Annotated in this window: 25 protein-coding genes; 15 read left to right on the plus strand and 10 right to left on the minus strand. The window is 74.6% G+C overall.

What is annotated here, in order from left to right; genetic code table 11:
• Positions 1 to 54: 54 nt before the first annotated feature.
• Positions 55 to 4056 carry a Pls/PosA family non-ribosomal peptide synthetase gene (locus ACFVXG_RS24835; protein ID WP_387930599.1) on the minus strand — a complete coding sequence of 1334 codons (4002 nt, stop codon included), beginning with the start codon at positions 4054 to 4056 and terminating at the stop codon, positions 55 to 57.
• 424 nt (positions 4057 to 4480) lie between these two features.
• Between ACFVXG_RS24835 and ACFVXG_RS24840 the strand changes: the two genes are divergently transcribed.
• Entirely contained in the window at positions 4481 to 5152 is a 672-nt protein-coding gene (locus tag ACFVXG_RS24840) for a histone deacetylase (protein ID WP_387930600.1), read from the plus strand.
• A 35-nt stretch (positions 5153 to 5187) separates the two neighbouring features.
• On the opposite strand, the gene ACFVXG_RS24845 is transcribed toward ACFVXG_RS24840, so the two are convergent.
• Positions 5188 to 5841, minus strand: a complete 654-nt coding sequence (locus ACFVXG_RS24845) for a hypothetical protein (RefSeq protein WP_387930601.1) — start codon at positions 5839 to 5841, stop codon at positions 5188 to 5190.
• A gap of 103 nt (positions 5842 to 5944) precedes the next feature.
• A complete protein-coding gene (locus tag ACFVXG_RS24850; protein ID WP_387930602.1) occupies positions 5945 to 6388 on the minus strand; it encodes a nuclear transport factor 2 family protein in 444 nt (147 codons plus the stop codon).
• Positions 6389 to 6493: 105 nt separating this feature from the next.
• Here ACFVXG_RS24850 and ACFVXG_RS24855 point away from each other — a divergent pair, with 105 nt between their 5' ends.
• Positions 6494 to 7087 (plus strand): PadR family transcriptional regulator, encoded by a 594-nt coding sequence (locus ACFVXG_RS24855; protein WP_387930603.1) that lies wholly within the window; start codon positions 6494 to 6496, stop codon positions 7085 to 7087.
• Here the strand turns inward: ACFVXG_RS24855 and ACFVXG_RS24860 are convergent.
• Together ACFVXG_RS24860 and ACFVXG_RS24865 are read right to left on the minus strand one after the other, a co-directional pair.
• A complete protein-coding gene (locus tag ACFVXG_RS24860) occupies positions 7084 to 7617 on the minus strand; it encodes a GNAT family N-acetyltransferase (RefSeq protein ID WP_387930604.1) in 534 nt (177 codons plus the stop codon). The two genes, ACFVXG_RS24855 and ACFVXG_RS24860, sit on opposite strands and share 4 nt — an antisense overlap.
• A 173-nt stretch (positions 7618 to 7790) precedes the next feature.
• The gene (locus ACFVXG_RS24865) at positions 7791 to 8177 is read right to left on the minus strand and encodes a DoxX family protein (RefSeq protein WP_387930605.1); all 387 of its coding nucleotides are present in this window, start codon (positions 8175 to 8177) and stop codon (positions 7791 to 7793) included.
• A gap of 129 nt (positions 8178 to 8306) precedes the next feature.
• Here ACFVXG_RS24865 and sigJ point away from each other — a divergent pair, with 129 nt between their 5' ends.
• Complete coding sequence (gene sigJ / locus ACFVXG_RS24870; RefSeq protein WP_387930606.1) at positions 8307 to 9242, plus strand: RNA polymerase sigma factor SigJ; 936 nt, start codon at positions 8307 to 8309, stop codon at positions 9240 to 9242.
• A 150-nt stretch (positions 9243 to 9392) separates the two neighbouring features.
• Here sigJ and ACFVXG_RS24875 read toward each other — a convergent pair whose 3' ends face one another.
• Positions 9393 to 9920, minus strand: a complete 528-nt coding sequence (locus ACFVXG_RS24875) for a SixA phosphatase family protein (RefSeq protein WP_387930607.1) — start codon at positions 9918 to 9920, stop codon at positions 9393 to 9395.
• A gap of 102 nt (positions 9921 to 10022) precedes the next feature.
• Between ACFVXG_RS24875 and ACFVXG_RS24880 the strand changes: the two genes are divergently transcribed.
• From ACFVXG_RS24880 to ACFVXG_RS24890, 3 genes are all read left to right on the plus strand, one after another.
• Entirely contained in the window at positions 10023 to 10535 is a 513-nt protein-coding gene (locus ACFVXG_RS24880; RefSeq protein WP_387930608.1) for a MarR family winged helix-turn-helix transcriptional regulator, read from the plus strand.
• On the plus strand, positions 10532 to 10984 hold the full coding sequence (locus ACFVXG_RS24885) for a MarR family transcriptional regulator (protein WP_387930609.1): 453 nt from the start codon (positions 10532 to 10534) through the stop codon (positions 10982 to 10984). Before ACFVXG_RS24880 ends, ACFVXG_RS24885 begins: the two co-directional genes overlap by 4 nt.
• A gap of 135 nt (positions 10985 to 11119) precedes the next feature.
• Positions 11120 to 11629: a hypothetical protein gene (locus ACFVXG_RS24890; protein WP_387930610.1), complete on the plus strand. Its 510-nt coding sequence runs from the start codon at positions 11120 to 11122 to the stop codon at positions 11627 to 11629.
• 11 nt (positions 11630 to 11640) lie between these two features.
• Here ACFVXG_RS24890 and ACFVXG_RS24895 read toward each other — a convergent pair whose 3' ends face one another.
• Positions 11641 to 12384 (minus strand): DUF6193 family natural product biosynthesis protein, encoded by a 744-nt coding sequence (locus ACFVXG_RS24895; RefSeq protein ID WP_387930611.1) that lies wholly within the window; start codon positions 12382 to 12384, stop codon positions 11641 to 11643.
• A 142-nt stretch (positions 12385 to 12526) separates the two neighbouring features.
• Between ACFVXG_RS24895 and ACFVXG_RS24900 the strand changes: the two genes are divergently transcribed.
• From ACFVXG_RS24900 to ACFVXG_RS24910, 3 genes are all read left to right on the plus strand, one after another.
• Positions 12527 to 12943, plus strand: coding sequence for a nuclear transport factor 2 family protein (locus tag ACFVXG_RS24900; protein WP_387930612.1), 417 nt, complete (start codon positions 12527 to 12529; stop codon positions 12941 to 12943).
• 103 nt (positions 12944 to 13046) lie between these two features.
• Positions 13047 to 13469: a hypothetical protein gene (locus tag ACFVXG_RS24905; RefSeq protein WP_387930613.1), complete on the plus strand. Its 423-nt coding sequence runs from the start codon at positions 13047 to 13049 to the stop codon at positions 13467 to 13469.
• A gap of 113 nt (positions 13470 to 13582) precedes the next feature.
• Positions 13583 to 14017 (plus strand): DoxX family protein, encoded by a 435-nt coding sequence (locus ACFVXG_RS24910; RefSeq protein WP_387930614.1) that lies wholly within the window; start codon positions 13583 to 13585, stop codon positions 14015 to 14017.
• Positions 14018 to 14065: 48 nt separating this feature from the next.
• On the opposite strand, the gene ACFVXG_RS24915 is transcribed toward ACFVXG_RS24910, so the two are convergent.
• Both ACFVXG_RS24915 and ACFVXG_RS24920 read right to left on the minus strand, forming a co-directional pair.
• Entirely contained in the window at positions 14066 to 14347 is a 282-nt protein-coding gene (locus ACFVXG_RS24915) for a hypothetical protein (protein ID WP_387930615.1), read from the minus strand.
• Between the two features lie 163 nt (positions 14348 to 14510).
• A complete protein-coding gene (locus ACFVXG_RS24920; protein WP_387930616.1) occupies positions 14511 to 15080 on the minus strand; it encodes a DinB family protein in 570 nt (189 codons plus the stop codon).
• A gap of 106 nt (positions 15081 to 15186) precedes the next feature.
• On the opposite strand from ACFVXG_RS24920, the gene ACFVXG_RS24925 reads away from it, so the two are divergent.
• The 6 genes from ACFVXG_RS24925 to ACFVXG_RS24950 all read left to right on the plus strand — a co-directional run bounded on the left by ACFVXG_RS24925 (position 15187) and on the right by ACFVXG_RS24950 (position 19083).
• The gene (locus ACFVXG_RS24925; RefSeq protein ID WP_387930617.1) at positions 15187 to 15912 is read left to right on the plus strand and encodes a class I SAM-dependent methyltransferase; all 726 of its coding nucleotides are present in this window, start codon (positions 15187 to 15189) and stop codon (positions 15910 to 15912) included.
• Between the two features lie 119 nt (positions 15913 to 16031).
• On the plus strand, positions 16032 to 16442 hold the full coding sequence (locus ACFVXG_RS24930) for a nuclear transport factor 2 family protein (RefSeq protein ID WP_387930618.1): 411 nt from the start codon (positions 16032 to 16034) through the stop codon (positions 16440 to 16442).
• 154 nt (positions 16443 to 16596) lie between these two features.
• Complete coding sequence (locus tag ACFVXG_RS24935) at positions 16597 to 16878, plus strand: hypothetical protein (RefSeq protein WP_387930619.1); 282 nt, start codon at positions 16597 to 16599, stop codon at positions 16876 to 16878.
• A 146-nt stretch (positions 16879 to 17024) separates the two neighbouring features.
• Positions 17025 to 17519, plus strand: a complete 495-nt coding sequence (locus ACFVXG_RS24940; protein WP_387930620.1) for a hypothetical protein — start codon at positions 17025 to 17027, stop codon at positions 17517 to 17519.
• Positions 17520 to 17542: 23 nt separating this feature from the next.
• On the plus strand, positions 17543 to 17968 hold the full coding sequence (locus tag ACFVXG_RS24945; protein ID WP_387930621.1) for a VOC family protein: 426 nt from the start codon (positions 17543 to 17545) through the stop codon (positions 17966 to 17968).
• Positions 17969 to 18114: 146 nt separating this feature from the next.
• Entirely contained in the window at positions 18115 to 19083 is a 969-nt protein-coding gene (locus ACFVXG_RS24950; protein ID WP_387930622.1) for an SDR family NAD(P)-dependent oxidoreductase, read from the plus strand.
• 74 nt (positions 19084 to 19157) lie between these two features.
• On the opposite strand, the gene ACFVXG_RS24955 is transcribed toward ACFVXG_RS24950, so the two are convergent.
• A complete protein-coding gene (locus ACFVXG_RS24955) occupies positions 19158 to 19379 on the minus strand; it encodes a DUF397 domain-containing protein (RefSeq protein ID WP_387930623.1) in 222 nt (73 codons plus the stop codon).
• Positions 19380 to 19435 lie beyond the last annotated feature (56 nt).

The raw sequence follows: 19435 nt of genomic DNA on the forward strand, positions 1-19435 counted from the left end.
CCCACGGTCCAATCCGTGGGCGCACCGCTTCCGTTTCCCGCCGGGGGAAGTGAGCTACATCACCGCGGCCCGGCGCCGTCCGCGGGCCGCGCGGCGGCCGGGGGGCGGGGTGGCGTCGGCGTTCCAGGCGGCGACCGGGTTGCCGAGCCAGCGGGTGGCGCCGGGGACGTTCTCGCCGCGCATCACCAGGGAGGCGGGGCCGACCGAGGCGTTGTCGCCGAGCGAGGAGTTGAGCAGCACGATCGAGTGCGGCCCGGTGGTGGAGCCGGCGCCCAGGTGGACCGGGCCCAGCCGCATCACCCGGTCGTGGAACAGGTGGGTCTGCAGCACGGTGCCGCGGTTGACGCTGGCGCCCGCCCCGACGGTGACCAGGTCGCTCTCGGGCAGCCAGTGGGTCTCGCACCACGCCCCGCGCCCGATCTTCGCGCCGAGGCTGCGCAGCCACAGGTTGAGGTAGGGGGTGCCGGTCATGGCGCCGCCGCCGAAGGGCATGGCGAGTTCCTCGACGAAGGTGTCGTAGAGCTCGTTGCGCCACACGAAGGGGGACCACAGCGGGTGCTCGGAGACCCGGAAGCGCCCGACCAGCAGCCACTTGGCCAGGGTGGTGACGGCGCAGGCGACGACGGCGGCGGCGACCAGCACCAGGCCGGCCGCGCCCAGGACGGTGCCCAGCCCGTAGCCGTCCCGGATGGCCTGGAGGGCGGCGAAGACCAGGTCGGCCAGGATCGCGGCGACGATGACGGGCAGCAGGCGGCAGACCTCGACGCCGGCCCGGGCCCACATCAGGCGCTTGGGCGGGTTGTAGGTGCGGTCCTCGCCGCCGGTGTCGGCGACCCGGGGCAGGGCGAAGGCGGGCCGGCCCAGCCAGGAGGAGCCCTCGGGGGCGTGGGCGGGGGTGTCGGAGAGCACGCCGACCAGGGAGTTGTCGGGCAGCGAGCGGCCGGGGCCGACGATGCCGGAGTTGCCGACGAAGGAGCGGCGTCCGACGTGGGCGCGGCCCAGGTGCAGCCAGCCGCCGCGCAGCTCGTAGGGGGCGACGAGGGTGTCGTCGGCGAGGAAGGCGCCGTCGTCGACCCGCATCAGGCCGGGCAGGGCGAGCACGGTGGAGGCCTCGACCCGGCGGCCGATCTTCGCGCCGAGCAGGCGCAGCCACACCGGGGTGAAGAGGCTGGCGTAGAAGGGGAAGAGGGTGCGCCGGGCCCCGTCGCTGAGGTGGGAGACCCCCCAGGCGCAGAACGCGACGCCGCCGGTGGCCGGGTGGAAGCCCGGGCGCAGCGGGAGCGAGAGCAGGCGGATCAGCAGGGCTATCAGCGCGGCGTGGCAGAAGACGGTCATGACCGCCAGCGGCACGGTCAGCGGCAGCAGCTGGAGCAGGGCGGCGAGCAGGGTGCGGTCGGTGTCGACCATCGGGTAGACGATGAACAGCGCGGGCAGGGCGGCGAGGACGGGGACGAGGCCGAAGAGGGCGAAGGCGGCGCCGTAGGCGAGGTTCCAGGCGCGCGAGCGCTTGGCGGGGCCGGCCGGCCAGGGGGTGCGGGCCTCGGTGGAGGGGCGGGCCGGGGAGCCGTGCCAGTGCTCGCCGGCCGGGACGGTGCCGGTGACGCAGGAGCCGGGGGCGATCTCGGCGCCGTGGCCGATGCGGGCGCCGGGCATCAGGGTGGCGCGGTGGCCGATGCTGGCGCCTTCGCCGATGTCGATGTGGCCGAGGTGGAGGGTGTCGCCGTCGAGCCACCAGCCGGCGATGTCGGCCTCGGGTTCGAGGCTGGCGCCGTTGCCGATCCGGGCCAGGCCGGTGACCGGGGGCGCGGTGTGCAGCTGGACGTCGCGGCCGACGCGGCAGCCGAGCATCCGGGCGTAGCGCGGGGCCCAGGGGGTGCCGGAGAGGTTGCCGGTGCCGAACATGGCGGTGTAGCGCTCGGCGGCCCACAGCCGCAGGTGGACGTGGCCGCCGCGGGGGTGGCTGCCGGGGCGGATGCCGGCGGTGATCAGGCGGGCGCCGCCGGCGGCGAGCAGGGTGCGGCCGGGGGCGCTGTAGAAGAGGAGCGCGCCGGCGGCCACGGGCCACCAGGAGCTGTGCGGGGCCCAGGGGATGTTGCTGCCCATGAGGTTGTCGACGGCGATCAGGACGATCACCCAGCGCAGGCCGGAGAGGCCGAACATGGCGAGCAGCATGAGGGTCTGCCACAGTCCGGCGCTGCGCGGGGTGGGGCGCACCGGCCGTACGGGCGTGGCGGTCGCGGCGGCTTCCGGCCCTGCCGCGGCCGCGGCCCGGGGGGCCGGGGCGAGGGAGTCGAGGTAGCCGGCGAGGTCGCCGAGCACCGGGTGGGCGTAGAGGTCGGCGACGGAGACGCCGCTGTGGCGGGTGCGCAGTTCGGAGACGAGGCGGGCGGCGGTGAGGCTGGAGCCGCCGAGGGCGAAGAAGTCGTCGGCGCGGCCGGGGGCCATGCCGAGCAGACGCTCCCACTGGCCGGCGAGCCAGCCGGCGGTGCCCTCCAGGGTCTCGGCGGGGCCGGCGGCGCCGCCGGAGCCGCCGGTGGTGGCCAGCGGCCAGGGCAGGGCGCCTCGGTCGACCTTGCCGGAGGTCTTGGTGGGCAGGGAGTCGACGAGGGCCAGGACGGGCACCAGGGGTTGGGGCAGGCGCTCCAGCAGCTGCTGGCGGGCGGTGGCCAGGTCGGGGGTGGCGCCGGGCTGGGCGACCAGGTAGCCGACCAGCAGGTCGGCGCCGGCGGGGGTCTTGCGCACGGCGGCGGCCGCGGCGCGGATGCCGGGCAGGGCCTGGAGGGCGGCGTCGATCTCGCCGAGTTCGATGCGGCGGCCGCCGAGTTTGATCTGGTCGTCGGCGCGGCCGAGGAAGACCAGGCCCTCGGGGTCGTTGCGGACCAGGTCGCCGCTGCGGTAGACGCGGGGGGAGGCGATCGCGGGGTGGGGGCTGTACTTCTCGGCGTCCTTGGCGGGGTCGAGGTAGCGGGCGGTGCCGATGCCGCTGATCAGCAGTTCGCCGCTCTCGTACCAGGGGACGGGGTTGCCGTTCTGGTCGACGACGGCGATCTCCCAGCCGTCCAGGGGGGCGCCGATGCGCACCGGCTCGCCGGGGAGCATCCGGGCGGCGGTGGCGACGACGGTGGTCTCGGTGGGGCCGTAGGTGTTCCAGAACTCGCGGCCGGGCACGGCCAGGCGCTCGACGAGTTCGGCGGGGCAGGCCTCGCCGCCGACGATGATCAGGCGGACCTGGTCCAGGCACTCCTGGGGCCACAGGGCCAGCAGGGTGGGGACGGTGGAGATCGCGGTGATGCGGCGGCTGACGAGCCAGGGGCCGAGGTCGGTGCCGGCCTTGACCAGGGAGCGGGGGGCGGGCACGAGGCAGGCGCCGTGGCGCCAGGCCAGCCACATCTCCTCGCAGGAGGCGTCGAAGGCGACCGACAGGCCCGCGAGGACGCGGTCGCCGGGGCCCAGCGGCTGGGGGCGCAGGAAGATCCGGGCCTCGGCGTCGACGAAGGCGGCGGCGCTGCGGTGGGTGACGGCCACGCCCTTGGGGCGGCCGGTGGTGCCGGAGGTGAAGATGATCCAGGCGTCGTCGGCCGGGGTGGGCCAGGCCGGGCGGCCCGAGGGGCGGGCGGAGGGGCCGGCGAAGAGGCGGCGCTCGGCGCCGATGACGGCGCAGACCTGGGCGTCCTGCCAGATCATCTCGGCGCGCTCGTCGGGGTCGTCGGCGTCCACCGGGACGTAGGCGGCGCCGCAGCGCAGCACGGCGAGGATGGCGACGTAGAGGTCGGCGGTGCCGGAGGGGATGCGCACGCCGACCCGGTCGCCGGTGCCGATGCCGTGGCCGGCCAGGACGCCGGCGAGGGCGTCGACCTCCTGGAGGAGGGTGCTGTAGTCGAGGACGGCGTCGCCGGTGTCGAGCGCGGGGGCGTACGGGTGCGCGTCGGCCGTGGCGGCGATGACGTCCAGGAGGCTTCGGGGGTGGGCGGGCTGGGCCACCGGCCAGCCCGCCGCCTGCCCCGGGTGGGGGCGGTTCAGCGTGACTGGGCCGGCCGTGTCGTGGCGTGCGTCCATGGGGGTGGGTTCCTCGGCTCCGTATTCCTGATAGGGCGCGTGTCGCTTGCTACGTGCGGTGACCCGGTCGTCACCTGGTGGGACGCGCCCACTCACCATGACTCCACTGGGAGTCGGCTGGATGCAGCGAAGGTGCGGTCAAAGGAAATTCTCATCATCGATGCCGTTTCCTCAGGCAGCGATGCGATTCGAATGTCATTTTGGGTGTTTTCGATTGTTTTCGCTGGTGAAGCGTAATCGGCGAAAACCGGAGGGGCGTGACGGCGGAGGGAAGAGTGATGAACACCATGGCGTCCGGAACGGTACCGGTAGTGAGGGTGTGGCTACCGAATCGGGGGGTTTCGAGCGGATCGTCGACCTGTCCACGTCAATCTCATGTTTGTGTGGGAGTCTGCCGCCGCTCTTTTCCGTGCGGATGTTTCCTGTGAATTCGGTGTGCGCCCCGGCCCGCGGCTGCGGCCCCGACGGCCGGGAACAGCTCGTCTGGTACGCGGCGTACGGGTCCAACCTGCACGCCGCCCGCTTCTCCTGCTACCTCTCCGGGGGTCGCCCGGACGGCGGAGCGCGCGACTGCCCCGGCTGCCGCGACCGGCGCGCCCCCCGCCGCACCGCGGCCCTGACCCTGCCCGGCACCGTGTACTTCGCCGGGCGCTCGGCCACCTGGGGCGGCGGCAGCGCCTTCTACGACCCGGCCGCGCCCGGGCGGGTGCCCTGCCGCGCCTACCTGGTCACCCCCGGCCAGTTCGCCGACGTCGCCGCCCAGGAGATGAACCGCTCCCCCGGCGCCGACCTCGACCTCACCCGGGTACTGGCCACCGGGCGCGACCGCACCGGCCCGGGCCGCTACGAGACCCTGCTGCGGGTGGGCGCGCTCCAGGGTCGCCCGGTGCTCACCTTCACCTCCCCCAGCGGCCTGGCCGGCGCCGTACTGAGCGCCGCGTTGAGCGCCCCCTCCCCCGCCTACCTGCGCACCCTGGCCGCCGGCCTCGCCGAATCCCACGCCTGGGGCCCCTGGCGCACCGCCGGCTACCTCGCCACCCGCCCCGGCGCCGCCGGCCACTGGCGGGTGGGGGCGGTGGCGGCCCTGCTGGGCTGAACGGGGGACCCGGCGGGTTCGGCGTGCCCGGCGCATCAGCCGACCGACTGCTTGCAGGGGGCGCCGTTGGACGGGCACACCCTGACCTCGTCGCCCGGCGACGGATGCCCGTGGGCGTAGGAGTACTGGACCAGGGTCACCGACCTCCCGCCGCCGAGGTCGACCGCCCGCTGGTGCAGGGGCCCGTAGGTGTCGTCGTCGGCGGCGTACCTCCTGACGACCGTCCCCGCGTCGCCGGGGAAGGCCGAGAGGATGGAGATGCGCTTGGACCCGCCGATCCAGACGGGCTTCTCCCTGGCCGCGAAGGCATCGATCGACTCCCCGTCGATCGACTTGTCCAGCCCTGCGTCGCCGCGGGTGAGCGTCCCGAAGCACACGAAGGAGTCGTCCTCCAGCCACGCCACGTCGGCCTGGCCCGGGCCGTCCTCGCCGTCGTCGAACACGATCATGTTCGCCAGCGCGGGAACGGGGCAGCGGGACGTGTCCTTGCGCATCCCGGCCAGCTCGTCCGCGATCCACTGCGCCGACGCCGGGGCAGGCCTGGGCAGCACCACCCGGCGCACCCCCGCGGTCGGCTTCGCCGCCCCTCCGCCGCCGTCCTGCCCCGTGCAGGCCGCCGCCCCCAGCGCCAGCACCGCCGCCGCGAGCGCCGCGCCCGCGCGCCGCGCCGTACGACCCGTCAGCCCCATCACGCCTCCCCCGTCGACGCCCCCCTTGGAACGTTCGCCCACATCCTGCCCGCCGGGGCGGGCACCGAGTGCAACAGGCGTGTACCGAAAGGGCGTTGCGACCTCAGGCGGCCGGCGGGGCGGGGACCAGGCCGGCGGCGATCAGGCCCTCGAAGACCGCCGCGCCCAGGGCCTGGACGGCGGACTGGGGGCGCACCATCACGGTGAACTCCTTGATCAGACCCTGCTCGTCGACGTGCAGCAGGTCGATGCCGTGGATCTGCTGGCCGCCCGCCACCGCCCGGAACATCAGCACCGCGGAGGGCGCCTCGGTGCCGTCCGTGCTGGTCTGCGCGGCGCCCTCGTACTCCCCGACGTAGCGGAGGTCCTCCAGGGTGCGCAGCAGCACCCCGAAGAGGCCGAGCACCATGGGCTTGCCCTCGAAGGGGGTGAACTTGACGGGGCTGTAGAAGCGGATGTCGTCGGTGAACAGCTCGTCCAGCGCGGCGAGGTCGCGGGCGTGGACGGCGGCGCGGAAGCGGTCTGCGGTGGTGGCGGCGGCGGTCATGGCGGCACTCCCGGGATAGTCATGAATGTGACTAGTCAGTTCCATGAGTACTACCATGGAGGGCGTATCCGGCAACACCCCGACACCAGGAGGGAGAGCGATCCGATGGCCCTGCGACACGCCGTGCTGGCCGCGCTGCTCGACGGGGAGACCAGCGGCTACGAGCTGGCCAAGGCCTTCGACCTCGGCGTGGCCAACTTCTGGTACGCCCAGCCGCAGCAGCTCTACGCCGAGCTGACCCGGCTGGAGCGGGACGGGCTGGTCGCCGGACGCGAGGTGGTGCAGGAGAACCGCCCGACCAAGCGGCTGTTCACCGTCACCGCGGCCGGCCTCGCCGAACTGGACGACTTCGCCGCCGCCTGCGCCAAGCCCTCCTTCGTGCGCGACGACCTGATGGTCAAGGTCCGCGCCGCCGACCACCTCGACCCCGGGGTGCTCGCCGAACAGCTCGCCGAGCGCGCCGAGTTCGCCCAGGCGAAGATCGACCTGTTCGAGCGGATGCTGCACGGCATGCGCGGCGGGCGCGAGGAGGCGGACTTCCTGCGCGAGGGCGAGCGGATCGGCCCGTACCTGACCTGCCTGCGCGGCCTGGCCTTCGAACGGGGCAACCGGGACTGGTGCCGGGAGGCGATCGCCGTCCTGGCGCAGCGCGGCGCGGCGGTCGCCGAAGGCCGTCAGGCGGGCACCGAAGGCCGTTAGGCGGCCGCCGGGGGCCGCAGGCCGAGCCACTGCTCGGCGTCCCAGGCCTCGAAGCGCTCGACCTCGGTGAACCCCAGCTTCGCCGCGAGCCGCATCGAGCCGGCGTTGGCGCTCTGGGTGGTCAGCACCACCGGCTCGCCGGGGAACGCGCCGGCCAGCCAGCCCAGGGCCGCCGTGCACGCCTCGGCGGCGTAGCCGGACCCCCACGCCCGGGGCAGGAACAGGTAGCCGAGGTCGAGCCTGCCCGCGGCGGCCGGGCGGCGGTGGCCCGTCCCCCTCCTGAGCAGGACCAGGCCGATCATCGCCTCGTCGAGTTCGGCGACGAAGGTCCCGGGCCGGCTCTCCGGCGCCCCGGGCAGCTCGCGCTCGACCTCCTCGCGCGGGCGCGGCCCGCCGAGGTAGGTGTGCACCTCGGACGAGGAGAACAGGTCGACGAACGCCGCGCGGTCCCGGGCCTCGGGCCCGCGGAGCACGAGGCGCTCCGTCCTGATCGGTGCGGGCGGCCAGGTCACGGACTCCAGGTCTTCCATCCGCGCACCCTAACAAGGGGGTTCGGGCGCAGCCCGGGGCCGCGGCGCGAAACCGGCTGTCCTCGCGGGGAGTTGGGGCTACCGTCGATCCTCGCTCGCGGCCACCTTCGCGGGCGCCAACGCCGTTCCCGCCGCCAATCGACCAGCGGTGGCCGGGCCGTTGACGGCCCGTCTCAGCCGAGGAAGGACTCCGGGCCCAGGCGCCCCCAGGCCACGAACGCGGCCAGCAGGAGGTAGACCAGGTCCGCCGCGACCAGCCGGTACTCCCCGCGCCGCGCGCGCACCGCCGCCGCCCCGGCCATCAGCAGCACCAGGCCGAGCGCGGCCAGCGGCACCAGCACCGGCGCCACGTGCAGCAGCGCGGGCAGCACCAGCCCGAGCGCGGCCAGCACCTCCAGCGCGCCGATCGCCCGAACAGCGGCCGCGCTGAAGTCCTCGACCCAGCGGCCGCTGCGCCCGACGGCGGCGATCCGTTCCTTCGGCACCAGCACCTTGAAGGCGCCGCCGAGCAGGTAGGCGGCGGCCAGCAGGGCGGTGACGGCCCACAGTGCGGGATTCATGGTGTTCTCCTCGGTACGTTGTCCGCTGCTGCCCTCTGGGACAGGGCAGCCGGGCGGCCCGTGACAGCCGCCCGCGGTGACGCGCGCCACCCCGCCGGGGCGGGCGCCGGGGAAGGGACGGGGTTGGCCGTGGAACAACTGGCAGGCGCGGCGGAGGCGGCCGGGTACCGGCCGCTGCTGTTCTCCATCGCCTACGGCATGACGGGATCGGTCGGCGACGCCGAGGACCTCGTCCAGGACACCTTCCTCAACCTGACCCGCGCCGAGCGGGCGGGCACCACCGTCACCAACCTCAAGGCGTACCTGACCACTTCGGTCACCCGCCTGGGCATCAACCACCTCGGCTCGGCGCGGGTGCGGCGCGAGACCTACGTCGGCGAGTGGCTGCCCGAGCCGGTCGTCGCCTTCGCCGAGCGCCCCGGCGACGCCCCCGCCGAGCACGCCGAACTGGCCGACTCGCTGTCGATGGCCTTCCTGCTGATGCTGGAGGCCCTCTCCCCCGTGGAGCGGGCGGTGTTCCTGCTGCGCGAGGCCTTCGGCTACGGCTACCCGGAGGTCGCGGAGCTGACCGGCAAGTCGGAGGCGAACTGCCGTCAGATCCTCGCCCGGGCCCGCAAGCACCTGGCCTCCGGCGCGGCCGACCCGGCGCCGGCGCAGCGGCGGGCGCAGGGCGAGGAACTGGCCCGCCGCTTCTTCGAGGTGGCCGCCGGCGGGGACCTGGCGGAGCTGCTCGGCCTGCTCGCCCCCGACGTGGTCTTCCACGGCGACGGCGGCGGCAAGGCGCAGGCGGTCGGCAAGTCGGTGGCCGGCCGGGAGCGCGTCGCCCACCTGCTCGCCTTCGGCTTCGGCCGCGGCCGCGAGCTGGGCATCACCCTGCGCCCGGCCCTGGTCAACGGCCGCCCGGGCGCGGTCTCGTACGACGCGCAGGGGCGCGTCGCCAGCGTCCTGGAGCTGGACATCGTCGACGGCGCGATCCGGGCGCTGCACTCCGTGTCCAACCCCGACAAGCTCGGCCACCTGGGCGAGGTGTCCGACATCGGGCTGCGGCGGGTGCGGGAACGGTAGGCATACGAATCCCGTTCGAGTGAACTGCCGCGCCCCGGCGTGGGGATGGGGCCGGGCGGGGGTAGCCCGTCACCGGGAGTCGCAAGGCCCGTACCGGTGCGGGCCTTGCGGCTCCTGGAATCCCGCCCCGGGCCGCGGGCGGCGTCTGCCTCAACCGCCCTTGGGCGTCCAGTAGTCGGCCAGCCGCGCGGCGCCGGGCCGCAGGCGCCGCCAGGGGCCGGTGAAAGCGAGCACGGCGACGGCGGCCGTCGGGAAGCGCTCGCGCATCCGGGCCGCCTGCGCCGGGCCGTCGGCCCCGCCGGCCAGGGCGTCGGCCGCCTCGTGGAGGACGGGGTTGTGCCCGAGCACCAGGACGGTGGCGACCGGCTCGGGGGTCCCGGCGAGGAGGGCGATCAGCTGCCCGCCGGTGTCCAGGCCGTAGAGGCGCTCGTCGTGGACGGTCTCCGGCCGGATGGGGAGTTCTGCGGCCATCAACTCCCAGCTCTCCCTGGCCCGTTCGGCGGTCGAGACGAGCGCGAGGTCGGGGACGGGGCCGTGCTCGGCGAGCCGCCGCCCGGCGAGCGGGGCGGCCCGGCGGCCGCGCGCGGCGAGGGGGCGCTCGTGGTCGTCGACGCCGTCCGGCCAGGCGGACTTGGCGTGGCGGACCAGGACGATCCGGTGCTGCTGCTCCTCGGACACGGGGCTGCTCCTCCGCTGCAAGGGTTCGGCCCCATTCTCCCCGGTCCGCGCGCGCCGGGAAAACAGTAGCCATGGACATAGTAGCCATGTACGGTATCCGTCATGAGCGAAGCAGCCGAGGGCGCGAGCGCCGGTTTCCTGGTCTGGCGCCTGTCCATGAAGTGGCGGGTCGCCGTCGACCGGGCGGTCGCCCCGCTGGGCCTGACCCACGCCCAGTACGCGCTGCTGGCCTCGCTGTACGGCCTGGCGCGCACCGGGCAGCGCCCCAGCCAGCGCCAACTCGCCGACCACACCGGCCTGGAGGCCCTCTACGTCTCCAAACTCGCCCGCACCCTGGAGGCCGCCGGACTGGTCGAGCGCACCCGGGACCCGAAGGACCCGCGCGCGATGCAGCTCTCGCTGACCGAGCAGGGCCGCGAGGTCACCGGCCGCGCGATCACCGTCGTCCAGGGCCTGCTGGAGCAGCTCCTGGAACCGCTCGGCGGCCGACGCGGCCCGCGCGCACGGGAGTTCACCCGCGAGCTGGCGGCCCTGCTCGACGTCCCCCTGGACCCGGACCCGGCCCCGGCCGCGCACACCGACACCGACAACGACGAGGAGCAGCAACAGCCATGACCACCACCGAGACCGCCCCCGCCCTCAACCCCCGCTCCATCGCCCTGGCCCACTACGCCGCCCGCGCCCTCCTGGAGGGCGTGCTGGAGCGCCACGGCGCCACCTTCGAGCAGAGCGTGACGCTGCGCGCCGTCACCGCCGCGGGCGGCTCGGTCGGGCTCGGCGAGCTCGTCGCCGACGTCACCGGCTCGCTCAAGGCCCCGGAGGCGGCGGTGCGCGCCGTCGTCGACGGGCTGACGACCGCGCGGCTGCTGGCCGAGCAAGACGGCGAACGGATCGAACTCACCGAGGCCGGACGGGAGTTGCACGAGCGCACCACCGCCGAGACGGCCGGGATCTCAACCCGCCTGTACGCCGGCATCCCGCCCGAGGACCTCGCCGCGGCCGGCCGGGCACTGGCCCTGATCACCGAACGCGCGAACGCCGAACTGGCCCGTCAGGCACGGTAGCTGCGGCGGGCGCGGCAGCCCGGGCAGGCGCGGTGGCTGCGTCGCGGGCGGGTCCCGGCGGGATCCCCCGGCCGGGGGACGTGCTCGGCCCCGGGGAGGACGTGGTGCCCACGCCCCGACGGTGAACCTGGAGGTGTGAGAACTCGCACCGACTCCCCTGCCCCCGCGCCCCGTTGGGCCGTCCGCGCCGCCCATGCCGCGGCCCTCACCACCGTGCCCTCCGGGCTGTGGCGAATCGCGTTGGGCCTCGGCCTGCCCGTCGGCTACAGCGACCAGGTGCTCCGCCAGGACTTCCACATCCCCGGCTGGGGCACGGTCTACGTGATCGGGCTGAGCGTGGTCTCCGAGGCCCTCGCGCTGCTGACGCTCGGCCTGGTCCGGCCCTGGGGCGAGGTGGTGCCGAGCTGGATCCCGCTGCTCGGCGGTCGGCGGGTGCGCCCGCTCGCCGCGGTCGTCCCGGCCGCGCTCGGTTCGGTGGCGCTCGTCCTGGTCTGGAGCGGCTTCGCGTCCTGGTGGACCACCGAGGAGCATCCGGCGATGCTCGGGCCCTGGCACACCGTCGTCGGCGTCCTCTACCAGCCCCTGGTCCTCTGGGGTCCGCTGCTGGCCGCCGTCACCGTCTCCTACTACCGCCGGCACCGCTGACCGGCAATGTCTCAACGGGCCACATCCGGGGGCAGGTTGTCCAGGTTCACCGCGACGGCGGCCGCCGCGCCGTCCGCCACCCGCACGCTGCGGTCGGCGAGGGTCACCTCGAAGCGGCCCCGGCCCAGTGGCCTGGTCCGGGGGAAGTCCCCGGTCACGGGCTGCGCGGCCAGGCGGCTGAGGGTGAACCACCACATCGACTTGCCCGGCGACAGGGCGCGCAGCCGGGGCTGCGCGAAGGCGGCCCGCACCAGGTCCCGGAAGTCGGCGTCCCGTTCGGGCACGGGGCCCCGCTGCATCATCCGCCACCGGGCCTCGACGGCGTCCGCCTCGCCGCGCTCGTGGGCCTCGGCGAGCTCCCAGGTCCGCAGGAAGGGCCACCGGGCGGTGAGTTCACGCACCCCGGCGCCCTGCACCCAGGCGTGGAACGCCCCGGCGACCTCGGCCAGGTCCCGGGCCCTGCCGGTGGCCATGTGGATCCCGCCGACCCAGCAGTCGACCGCGAAGTGGCGCTCGGCGCCGTTCAGCATGATGACGTCCGCCGAACGCCCGCCGCCGGCCTCGACCTTCGCGGCCACGTGCCGCCAGCCCGGCGAGGACGTCAGCTCGACGGCGAGCCCCAGGCCCGCCCGGTCGGCCGCCGCCTGGAGGGCGCCGCGCACCGACCCGGCCGCCACCACCTCGGGGTAGCGGGCCGCGTACTCGCGCAGGGCGTCGGCATCGGCGTCGGCGCCGTGGACAAGATCGTCGGACATGTGATCGAGTGTGCCGGAACGACCCTCCCCCACGGCCCACTTGGCGACGACGCCGCCGAGTCGGTGGCACGCCGGACGGCTGTGGGGGACGATCACGAGGGGCACGGCACGGCACGTCCGCGCCGGGCCGAAGGGGGCGCACATGTCACTCACTCTTGAAGATCGCCTGGCCATCGGCGAACTGGTCTCGCTGCACGGCCACCTCGTCGACGACGGCAGCCTCGACCGGCTGGAGGAGGTGTTCACACCCGATGTCGTCTACGACCTCACCGACTTCGGCCAAGGGCCGCTGTTCGGGGTGGAGGCCGTCCGGGCGGCGGCATGGGCGCTGGGCGGCGCCAACCCCGTCGCCCATCACGTCACCAACGTCGTCGTGACGGCGTCGGCGGACGGCCGGGTGCTCGTCCGCTCCAAGGGACTGGGCATCAAGGCGGACGGCTCCTGCGGTTCCGTCTCGTACGACGACACCGTCGTACGCACCGCCGGCGGCTGGCGGATCAGTCATCGCAAGGTCTCGCCACGACGCGTTCCGCTGGGCGGGATGACGGAGTCCCGCTGATCGCCCCCGTCCAGCGCGGAACGCCGCCGCCGCAGCCAGGGTGGGCGCCCGGCGGAGGCAAACCCGTGTGCGCCCGGGCCGGGGGCGTGCGATCCTCGGGGCCGTGCCCTCCCGTAACCGGCGGCTGCCGCGCGAGCTGTCGTGGCCGCTCACCCCGACCGACGTCCGCGCCGTGCTCGGCGCGCAGGAGACGGACGCCGTCGACCTGTACTTCTCCGACTCCACGGCGCCGGACGGCACGCTACTGCACGCCGAGTGGGTCCCGCCGCTGCGCTCCAACTACGGGGTGGGCGGCTTCCACCCCGCCGTGTGGTCCAGCGTGTGGGTCCGCGTCACCCCGCTCCCGGCCGCCGAACGGGCCGCCGCCCGCCTCGCGTTGCGGCACAGCGCCCTGCCCGAACTCGCCGCCTGGATAGCCGCCGTCCGCACCGCACCGGAGGGCTGGACCCTGTCCCGACACAGCCGCTCCTGGCGCCTCGCGGGCGGCACCACGGCCTCCCGCGACGACCGCGAGCCCTGGCGCTGACGTCGCCGACCCGGCGGCGGAACCCGAAGAAATCTCTCCTGGGACCGATGAGTTCCGGCGGTGGCGGCAGTCAGACCTGGGAAAGCAACGACAGCCGACCCGGGAGACCCGCAATGTCCAGCAACGCCATCACCGCGACCGCCACCACCACTGCCGGGAAGTCCGGCAGGACCGCGCCGCGCGTGGTCCTGACCCTGCGGATCCTGCTCGCGCTGTTCTTCGCCCTGGCCAGCGCCCTGCCCAAGCTGCTCGCCCTGCCCGCCGCCACGACCGTCTTCGACGCCATCGGCGCGGGCCACTGGTTCATGTACCTGGCCGCGCTGGTGGAGCTCGCCGGGGCGGTCGGCCTACTGGTGCGCCGCCTGGCGGGAGCGGCCGCGACCGGGCTGATCGTCTTCCTGGTGTTCGCGTTCGTCGCCCAGCTCACCGCCCTGCACGGCGAGAACGCAGGAACCCCGTTCCTCTTCATGGTGCCGCTGGCCGTCATCGCCTGGAACCGGCGCACCGAGACGGCCGACCTGCTGCGCCGGGCAGTGGCGCGGGGCTGACACCGCGCCCGCCCCGACCCTCCCCACCTGAACCGACAAGTCGGCGGCTCAGAGGACGAAGTAGCTGGCCCCGAAGACCTCGACGCTCTGATCGGGCCCCACCTGGGCCGTCACCGGGCCCCGGCAGTTCGCGGCGGAGTGCACCAGGACCGTCGAGTCGGTGAAGTTCTCCAAGGAGACCGGCGAGGTGGCCGGGTAGCAGCCGCGCTGCGGGTTCTCGTGCGGCACGCCGTTCACCACCAGGAGCCCGGTGGCGGCCTGGGCGGGGACGGCGAGGGCGAACATCACGGCGGCGGCCAGCAGGACGGTTCCGACGATCCGACGGCGCATGGAACGACCTCTCATCTCGGGCGCACCGCCACGAGGCGGTGCTTCTGCGGAGGATCCTCCCGATGCCTGCCCGGATACCGCAATCCCCCGAACCAGCGACGGCAGAGCGGCAGTTGAGCGCCGTCCAGAGCTGTGACCGGGAAGGTTCACCGGGTGGGTGCGATCAGTCGGATCGCGCTGCTTTCCAGATCCACGAGGTTCGGCGGGGCAGGCCGTCCAGTTCCTCGCGGCCGGTGCACCAGAGGAGCACCTGGACGGGGTCTCCGGGAGGGGCGTCGGGGAACAGCCGGGCGAGCACGGCCGTGCACAGCGGTGCGGGCGGCTGCCAGTCCACGGCCAGTCCCCGCGTGATGTCGTGGGTGTGCAGCAGGACTTCGGCGACGCCCATGGCTGCGAAGCCCTCGGGATCGCAGGGACCCCAGTGCCAGGCCCGCGAGGTCGGAGCGGCCGCGGCCAGTACGGAGCTGAGGAGGCGGCCGCAGGCGGTGACCGTCTGGAGCACCTCGGCCGGGGAGGCGGTGGGGCGGACGTTCAGGTCGAACGGGAGGTAGGAGCCGGCGGGACGTGCTGCCACCTGCCCCGCGTAGGCCAGCAGGTCGTGCCCGATGTGCGCCGCCGTCTCCCAGCAGCTCCACTCCAGCGGACCGGCCGGCACCGTCCAGTCCTCGTCGGCATGCGGTCCCAGGACCTTCAGCGACTCTGCCAAGGCCGTGTCGACGTCCCGATGGTCCATGTGGAGCTCCTCGTGGGGTTCGTGCGTGCAACTGGGCTGTGCCCGTGGCGGGCGTTGGCATTGTGCCAGCGCAAGATCTTCTCGCCGCGGCACTAGGGTCGTTCGCATGGCTGACGAATGCTTCGGGCATCCACGGCTCGCCGCCCTCTACGACGCCCTCGACCCCGACCGCACCGACCTGGACGCGTACGTGGCGATGGCGCAGGAGTTCGGCGCCCGCCGGGTGCTGGACATCGGCTGCGGCACCGGGGTGTTCGCGCTGCTGCTGGCCGGGCGCGGGATCGAGGTGGTCGGGGTCGATCCCGCCGCGGCCTCCGTCGATGTCGCCCGGGCCAAGCCGGGCGGCGGGCGGGTGCGCTGGGTCTGCGGCGATGTCGGTGAACTCCCTCCACTGCAAGTCGACTTGGCGACGATGACGGCCAACGTCGCCCAGGCGATCGCCGACCCGTCCGACTGGCGGCGCACCCTGCGCGGAGCGCGGCAGGCGCTGCGCCCGGGCGGGCGGCTGGTGTTCGAGACCCGTGATCCGGCGGCCCGGGCCTGGGAGGAGTGGACCCGGGAGCGCTCGCACCGGGTCACGCATGTCCCCGGCGTGGGCCCGGTGGAGAGCTGGGTCCAACTGCTCGCAGCAGAGGGGGCGTTGGTGACCTTCCGCTGGACGTACGTGTTCGGCGCGGACGGGCACGTGCTGACCTCGGATTCGACGCTGCGCTTCCGGGGGCGGGCGGAGGTCGGACGGGACCTGGTCGCCGCCGGCTTCGCACTGGAGGAGGTGCGCGGCGCGCCGGACCGGCCGGGGCGGGAGCTGGTGTTCGTGGCCCGGCGCCCCTGAGCGCCGGGGGCGCGCGGCGGGTGGTCCGCAACCCCGGCCGCGCCGGGCGGGGCGGCGCGCTTCCCCGGCGCCACGAACGAGCGCCGCCGGGCGTCGGCGCCCGGGATAGCGTCCCGCCCATGACCTCGACTCCCGTGAACCCCGCAGAGCCCGCTGACCCCACCGATCCCGACGTCGCCCTGGTGCTGGCCGCCTACGCCGCGTACGCCCGGGGTGACATCGACGCCGCCGTCGCCGGCCTGCACCCCGACGTGGAGTGGGTGGAGCCGGAGGAGTTCCCCAACGGGGGTGTGCACTCGGGCCGGGACGCCGTGCACAAGTACCTGAGCGCCTCGTACGCGATGTGGTCCGAGCTGCACTCGGAGCCGGCCGCGTACCGGCGCGGCGCGGACGTCGTGATCGTCCACCACGTGCACGGCACGCTGACCGACGACAGCCCGCTGGACCTCACCGCCGCCGACGTGTTCACCCTGCGCGACGGCCGGGTGGTCACCATGCACGCCTACGCCGACCCGGCCGAGGTGCTGTAACGCGCCCCTGGGGGTGATCTTGGTCGGGCGTCGGCGCGGCGCCCGGCCGGGCGGGGCGGGCCGTCCGGTAGGTATGGGCGGGGCCAGGGTTTCGTGGGCGAAGGATGCCCGTGCTGGCCGTCAACTCCTCACCTACCGGAAGGATTTACACACCATGAAGCTGGTACGACGGATCGCTGCCGCCGGCTGCACCCTCGCCCTCGCCCTCGGCGGTGCCGTCGCCCTCGCCCCGGCCGCGAGCGCGACCCCGCAGGGCTGCTTCTACTACGTTCTGGAGAACAAGCCCGACGCGGACACCCAGATCGCGGAGGACGCCTGCCAGATCGGCGCGGCCGGCGGCCAGGCGGCCTTCCAGCAGTGTTACCACCTCTTGCGGGACGACTACGTCCCCGCCGTCATCGCGGCCACCGCCTGCCGCAAGGCCGCCCAGGAGTAGTCCGCCCCGAGACGGACAGGAGCGCGGGGAGTCGGGCGGGCCGACTTCCCGCGCTCCCGCATTCCCGGGGCAGGCCGGGGTGGTTCGTTTCCCGACCGTGCGTCGGTCGTTGAACGCTGCACCAAGTCTCAACGGAAAGCCACCCCATGCCCGTTCACCCCCGGCGCGCGGCGTCCGTAGCCGCCCTCGCCGCCGCACTGCTCCTTCCCCCCGCCGCCGCCCGCGCGGCGGAGCCCGTCACGTACACCCTGCGCAACGCCCGTACCGGCACCTGCCTGCACCACGTCCCCGGCACCACCCAGGTGCGGCTGGAGCCCTGCGCGGCGGTGCCCGAGCAGCGGTGGGAGCTGCGGCCCTGGGGCCCGGCGGTGAACGTCACGGCGTTCGATCCGGAGAAGGGGACGTGGGGCTGCGTGGCGATCGGCGACAACTGGAGCATCCGCTACGGGCAGTGCGGCACCACCGAGTCGGCGTGGAGCATCCCGGACCGCGACCGCTCCCGGGTCCGTTCGGCCTCGGACCTCAACAACAACGACCTCTACCTCACCGAGACCGACTCCGGCCACCTCGCCGCCCGCCCCGGCGGCACCACGCCCTCGGCGGACTGGATCGTGGCCGCCGATATTGCGGGAAGCACCTGAACCTCCCCTGCTACGGTGCCCGGATGCCAGCGATCAAGCAGTTCCAAGTCACCTTCGACTGTGCGGAACCCGCGCGCGTCGCCCGCTTCTGGTGCGAGGTGCTGGGCTACGTCACGACGCCGCCGAAGGGGTTCGCCACCTGGGAGGAGTACGAGGACTCCCGGCCCCCGGAGGACCGCGGCTCCTGGTCCGCCTGCACCGACCCCTCGGGGGCGGGCCCGCGGCTGTACTTCCAGCGCGTTCCGGAGGGCAAGGCCGTCAAGAACCGGGTGCACCTGGACGTACGGGTCGGCACCGGGCTGGTGGGCGAGGAGCGCCTCGCCGCGCTGACGGCCGAGAGCGAGCGGCTGACGGCCCTGGGCGCGGTGCAGGTGCAGGTGCTGTACGACGGCCACGACTCGTGCATCCCGATGCTGGACATCGAGGGCAACGAGTTCTGCGTCGACTGAGCCGCCACAGAACGGTCGCGCTCCCCGCTGCCGGTGGGCTGACAGCGGGGACAGCGGCCTGCCGGTGGGATGCGGGCGGGCCCCGGCACGCTCAGGGGGAAGGGCGCAGCGACCGCGCCCGCACCGCGAACCCCCGGGAGCCCGTCTTGCCCTCCGCCATCACCCGTCAGAGCCCGCCGTGGGACGTCCGCCGGCTGCCCCGCGCCGAGGGGAAGTGCTTCCTGGTCACCGGCGGCAACGCGGGCATCGGGTACTTCGTCGCCGAGCAGCTCGCCGGCACCGGCGCCACCGTCGTCCTCGGCAGCCGCGATGCGGCGAAGGCCCGGGCCGCGATGGCCTCCATCGGCGCGCGCGTGCCCGGTGCCCGGGTGCGGCACCTGCCGCTGGACCTGGCCGATCCCGCCTCCGTCGAGGCGGCCCCGGGCGCGCTCGGGGCGCAGCGCGTGGAGCGTCTGGACGCGGTGGTCCTCAACGCGGGCATCGCGCTGGACGATCCGCCGCGCCGCGAGAGCGCGGACGGCCATGAGCTGATGTTCGCCACCAACCACCTGGGCCACTTCGCGCTGACCCACCACCTGGCCCCGCTGCTGCTGGCCGCCCCGGGCGGACGGATCGTCACCACCGGCAGCTTCGCCGCCAAGTCGGAGCGCCTGGACTTCGCCGACCTCCAGAACTCCCGCGACTACCGGCCCAAGCGCGCCTACGCGCGCTCCAAGCTGGCCCAGATGCTGTTCGCGGTCGAGCTCGGCCGCCGGCTGCGCGCCGCGGGCCGGAGGACGCTGAGCGTCCTGGTCCACCCCGGCGGCGCGCTCGACGCCCTCACCCCCGCGCGCCCGCCGCTGCACGCCCGCTCCACCGGCGAGCGGCTGGCCCACCTGCCGCTGGGCCTGGTGGTGCAGGGCAAGGACGCCGCGGCCCGGCCGGCCGTTCGGGCGGTGCTCGACCCGGGTGTGCGCGGCGGCCCGGTGATGTGGAGCCCCCGGGTGTTCGGGCTGCGCGGCGAGCCCCGGCCCGAGCCCCTGTGGGAGCACCTGGCCGACCCGGCGGCCGCGGCCTGGCTGTGGGAGGCCAGCTGCGAACTGACCGGCTGTGAGCCGGAGTTCACCGCCGGGTGAGGGCGGGGTTCCGCGGGTGGACGGCCCGGCCCGGCGCCTGCGGGGCAGGAGCCGGGCCGGGGCCGTGCCGGGGTTCAGCCGTCGAGCTCGCCCGCCTCGATGCCGCGGCGGAACGCGGACCACTCGGCCGGCGAGAAGCGCAGGGGCGCGAGTCCGGGGTTCTTGGAGTCGCGGACCGCGACCGCGCCGCCCGGCAGCTGCGCCACCTCGACGCACTCCCCATTGGCCATGCTGAACGACGACTTGTGCCACTCCGCACGGTTGATGTCCAGTGCGTAGAGCTCGGCCTTCTGCACGGCTTCCTCCTCATTGGGCAGCGATGGCCTGACATGGTATGTCATGGGCATGACTG

Origin of the sequence: Kitasatospora sp. NPDC058162, from assembly GCF_042884005.1 — a bacterium.
In the GTDB taxonomy this organism is placed as follows: domain Bacteria; phylum Actinomycetota; class Actinomycetes; order Streptomycetales; family Streptomycetaceae; genus Kitasatospora.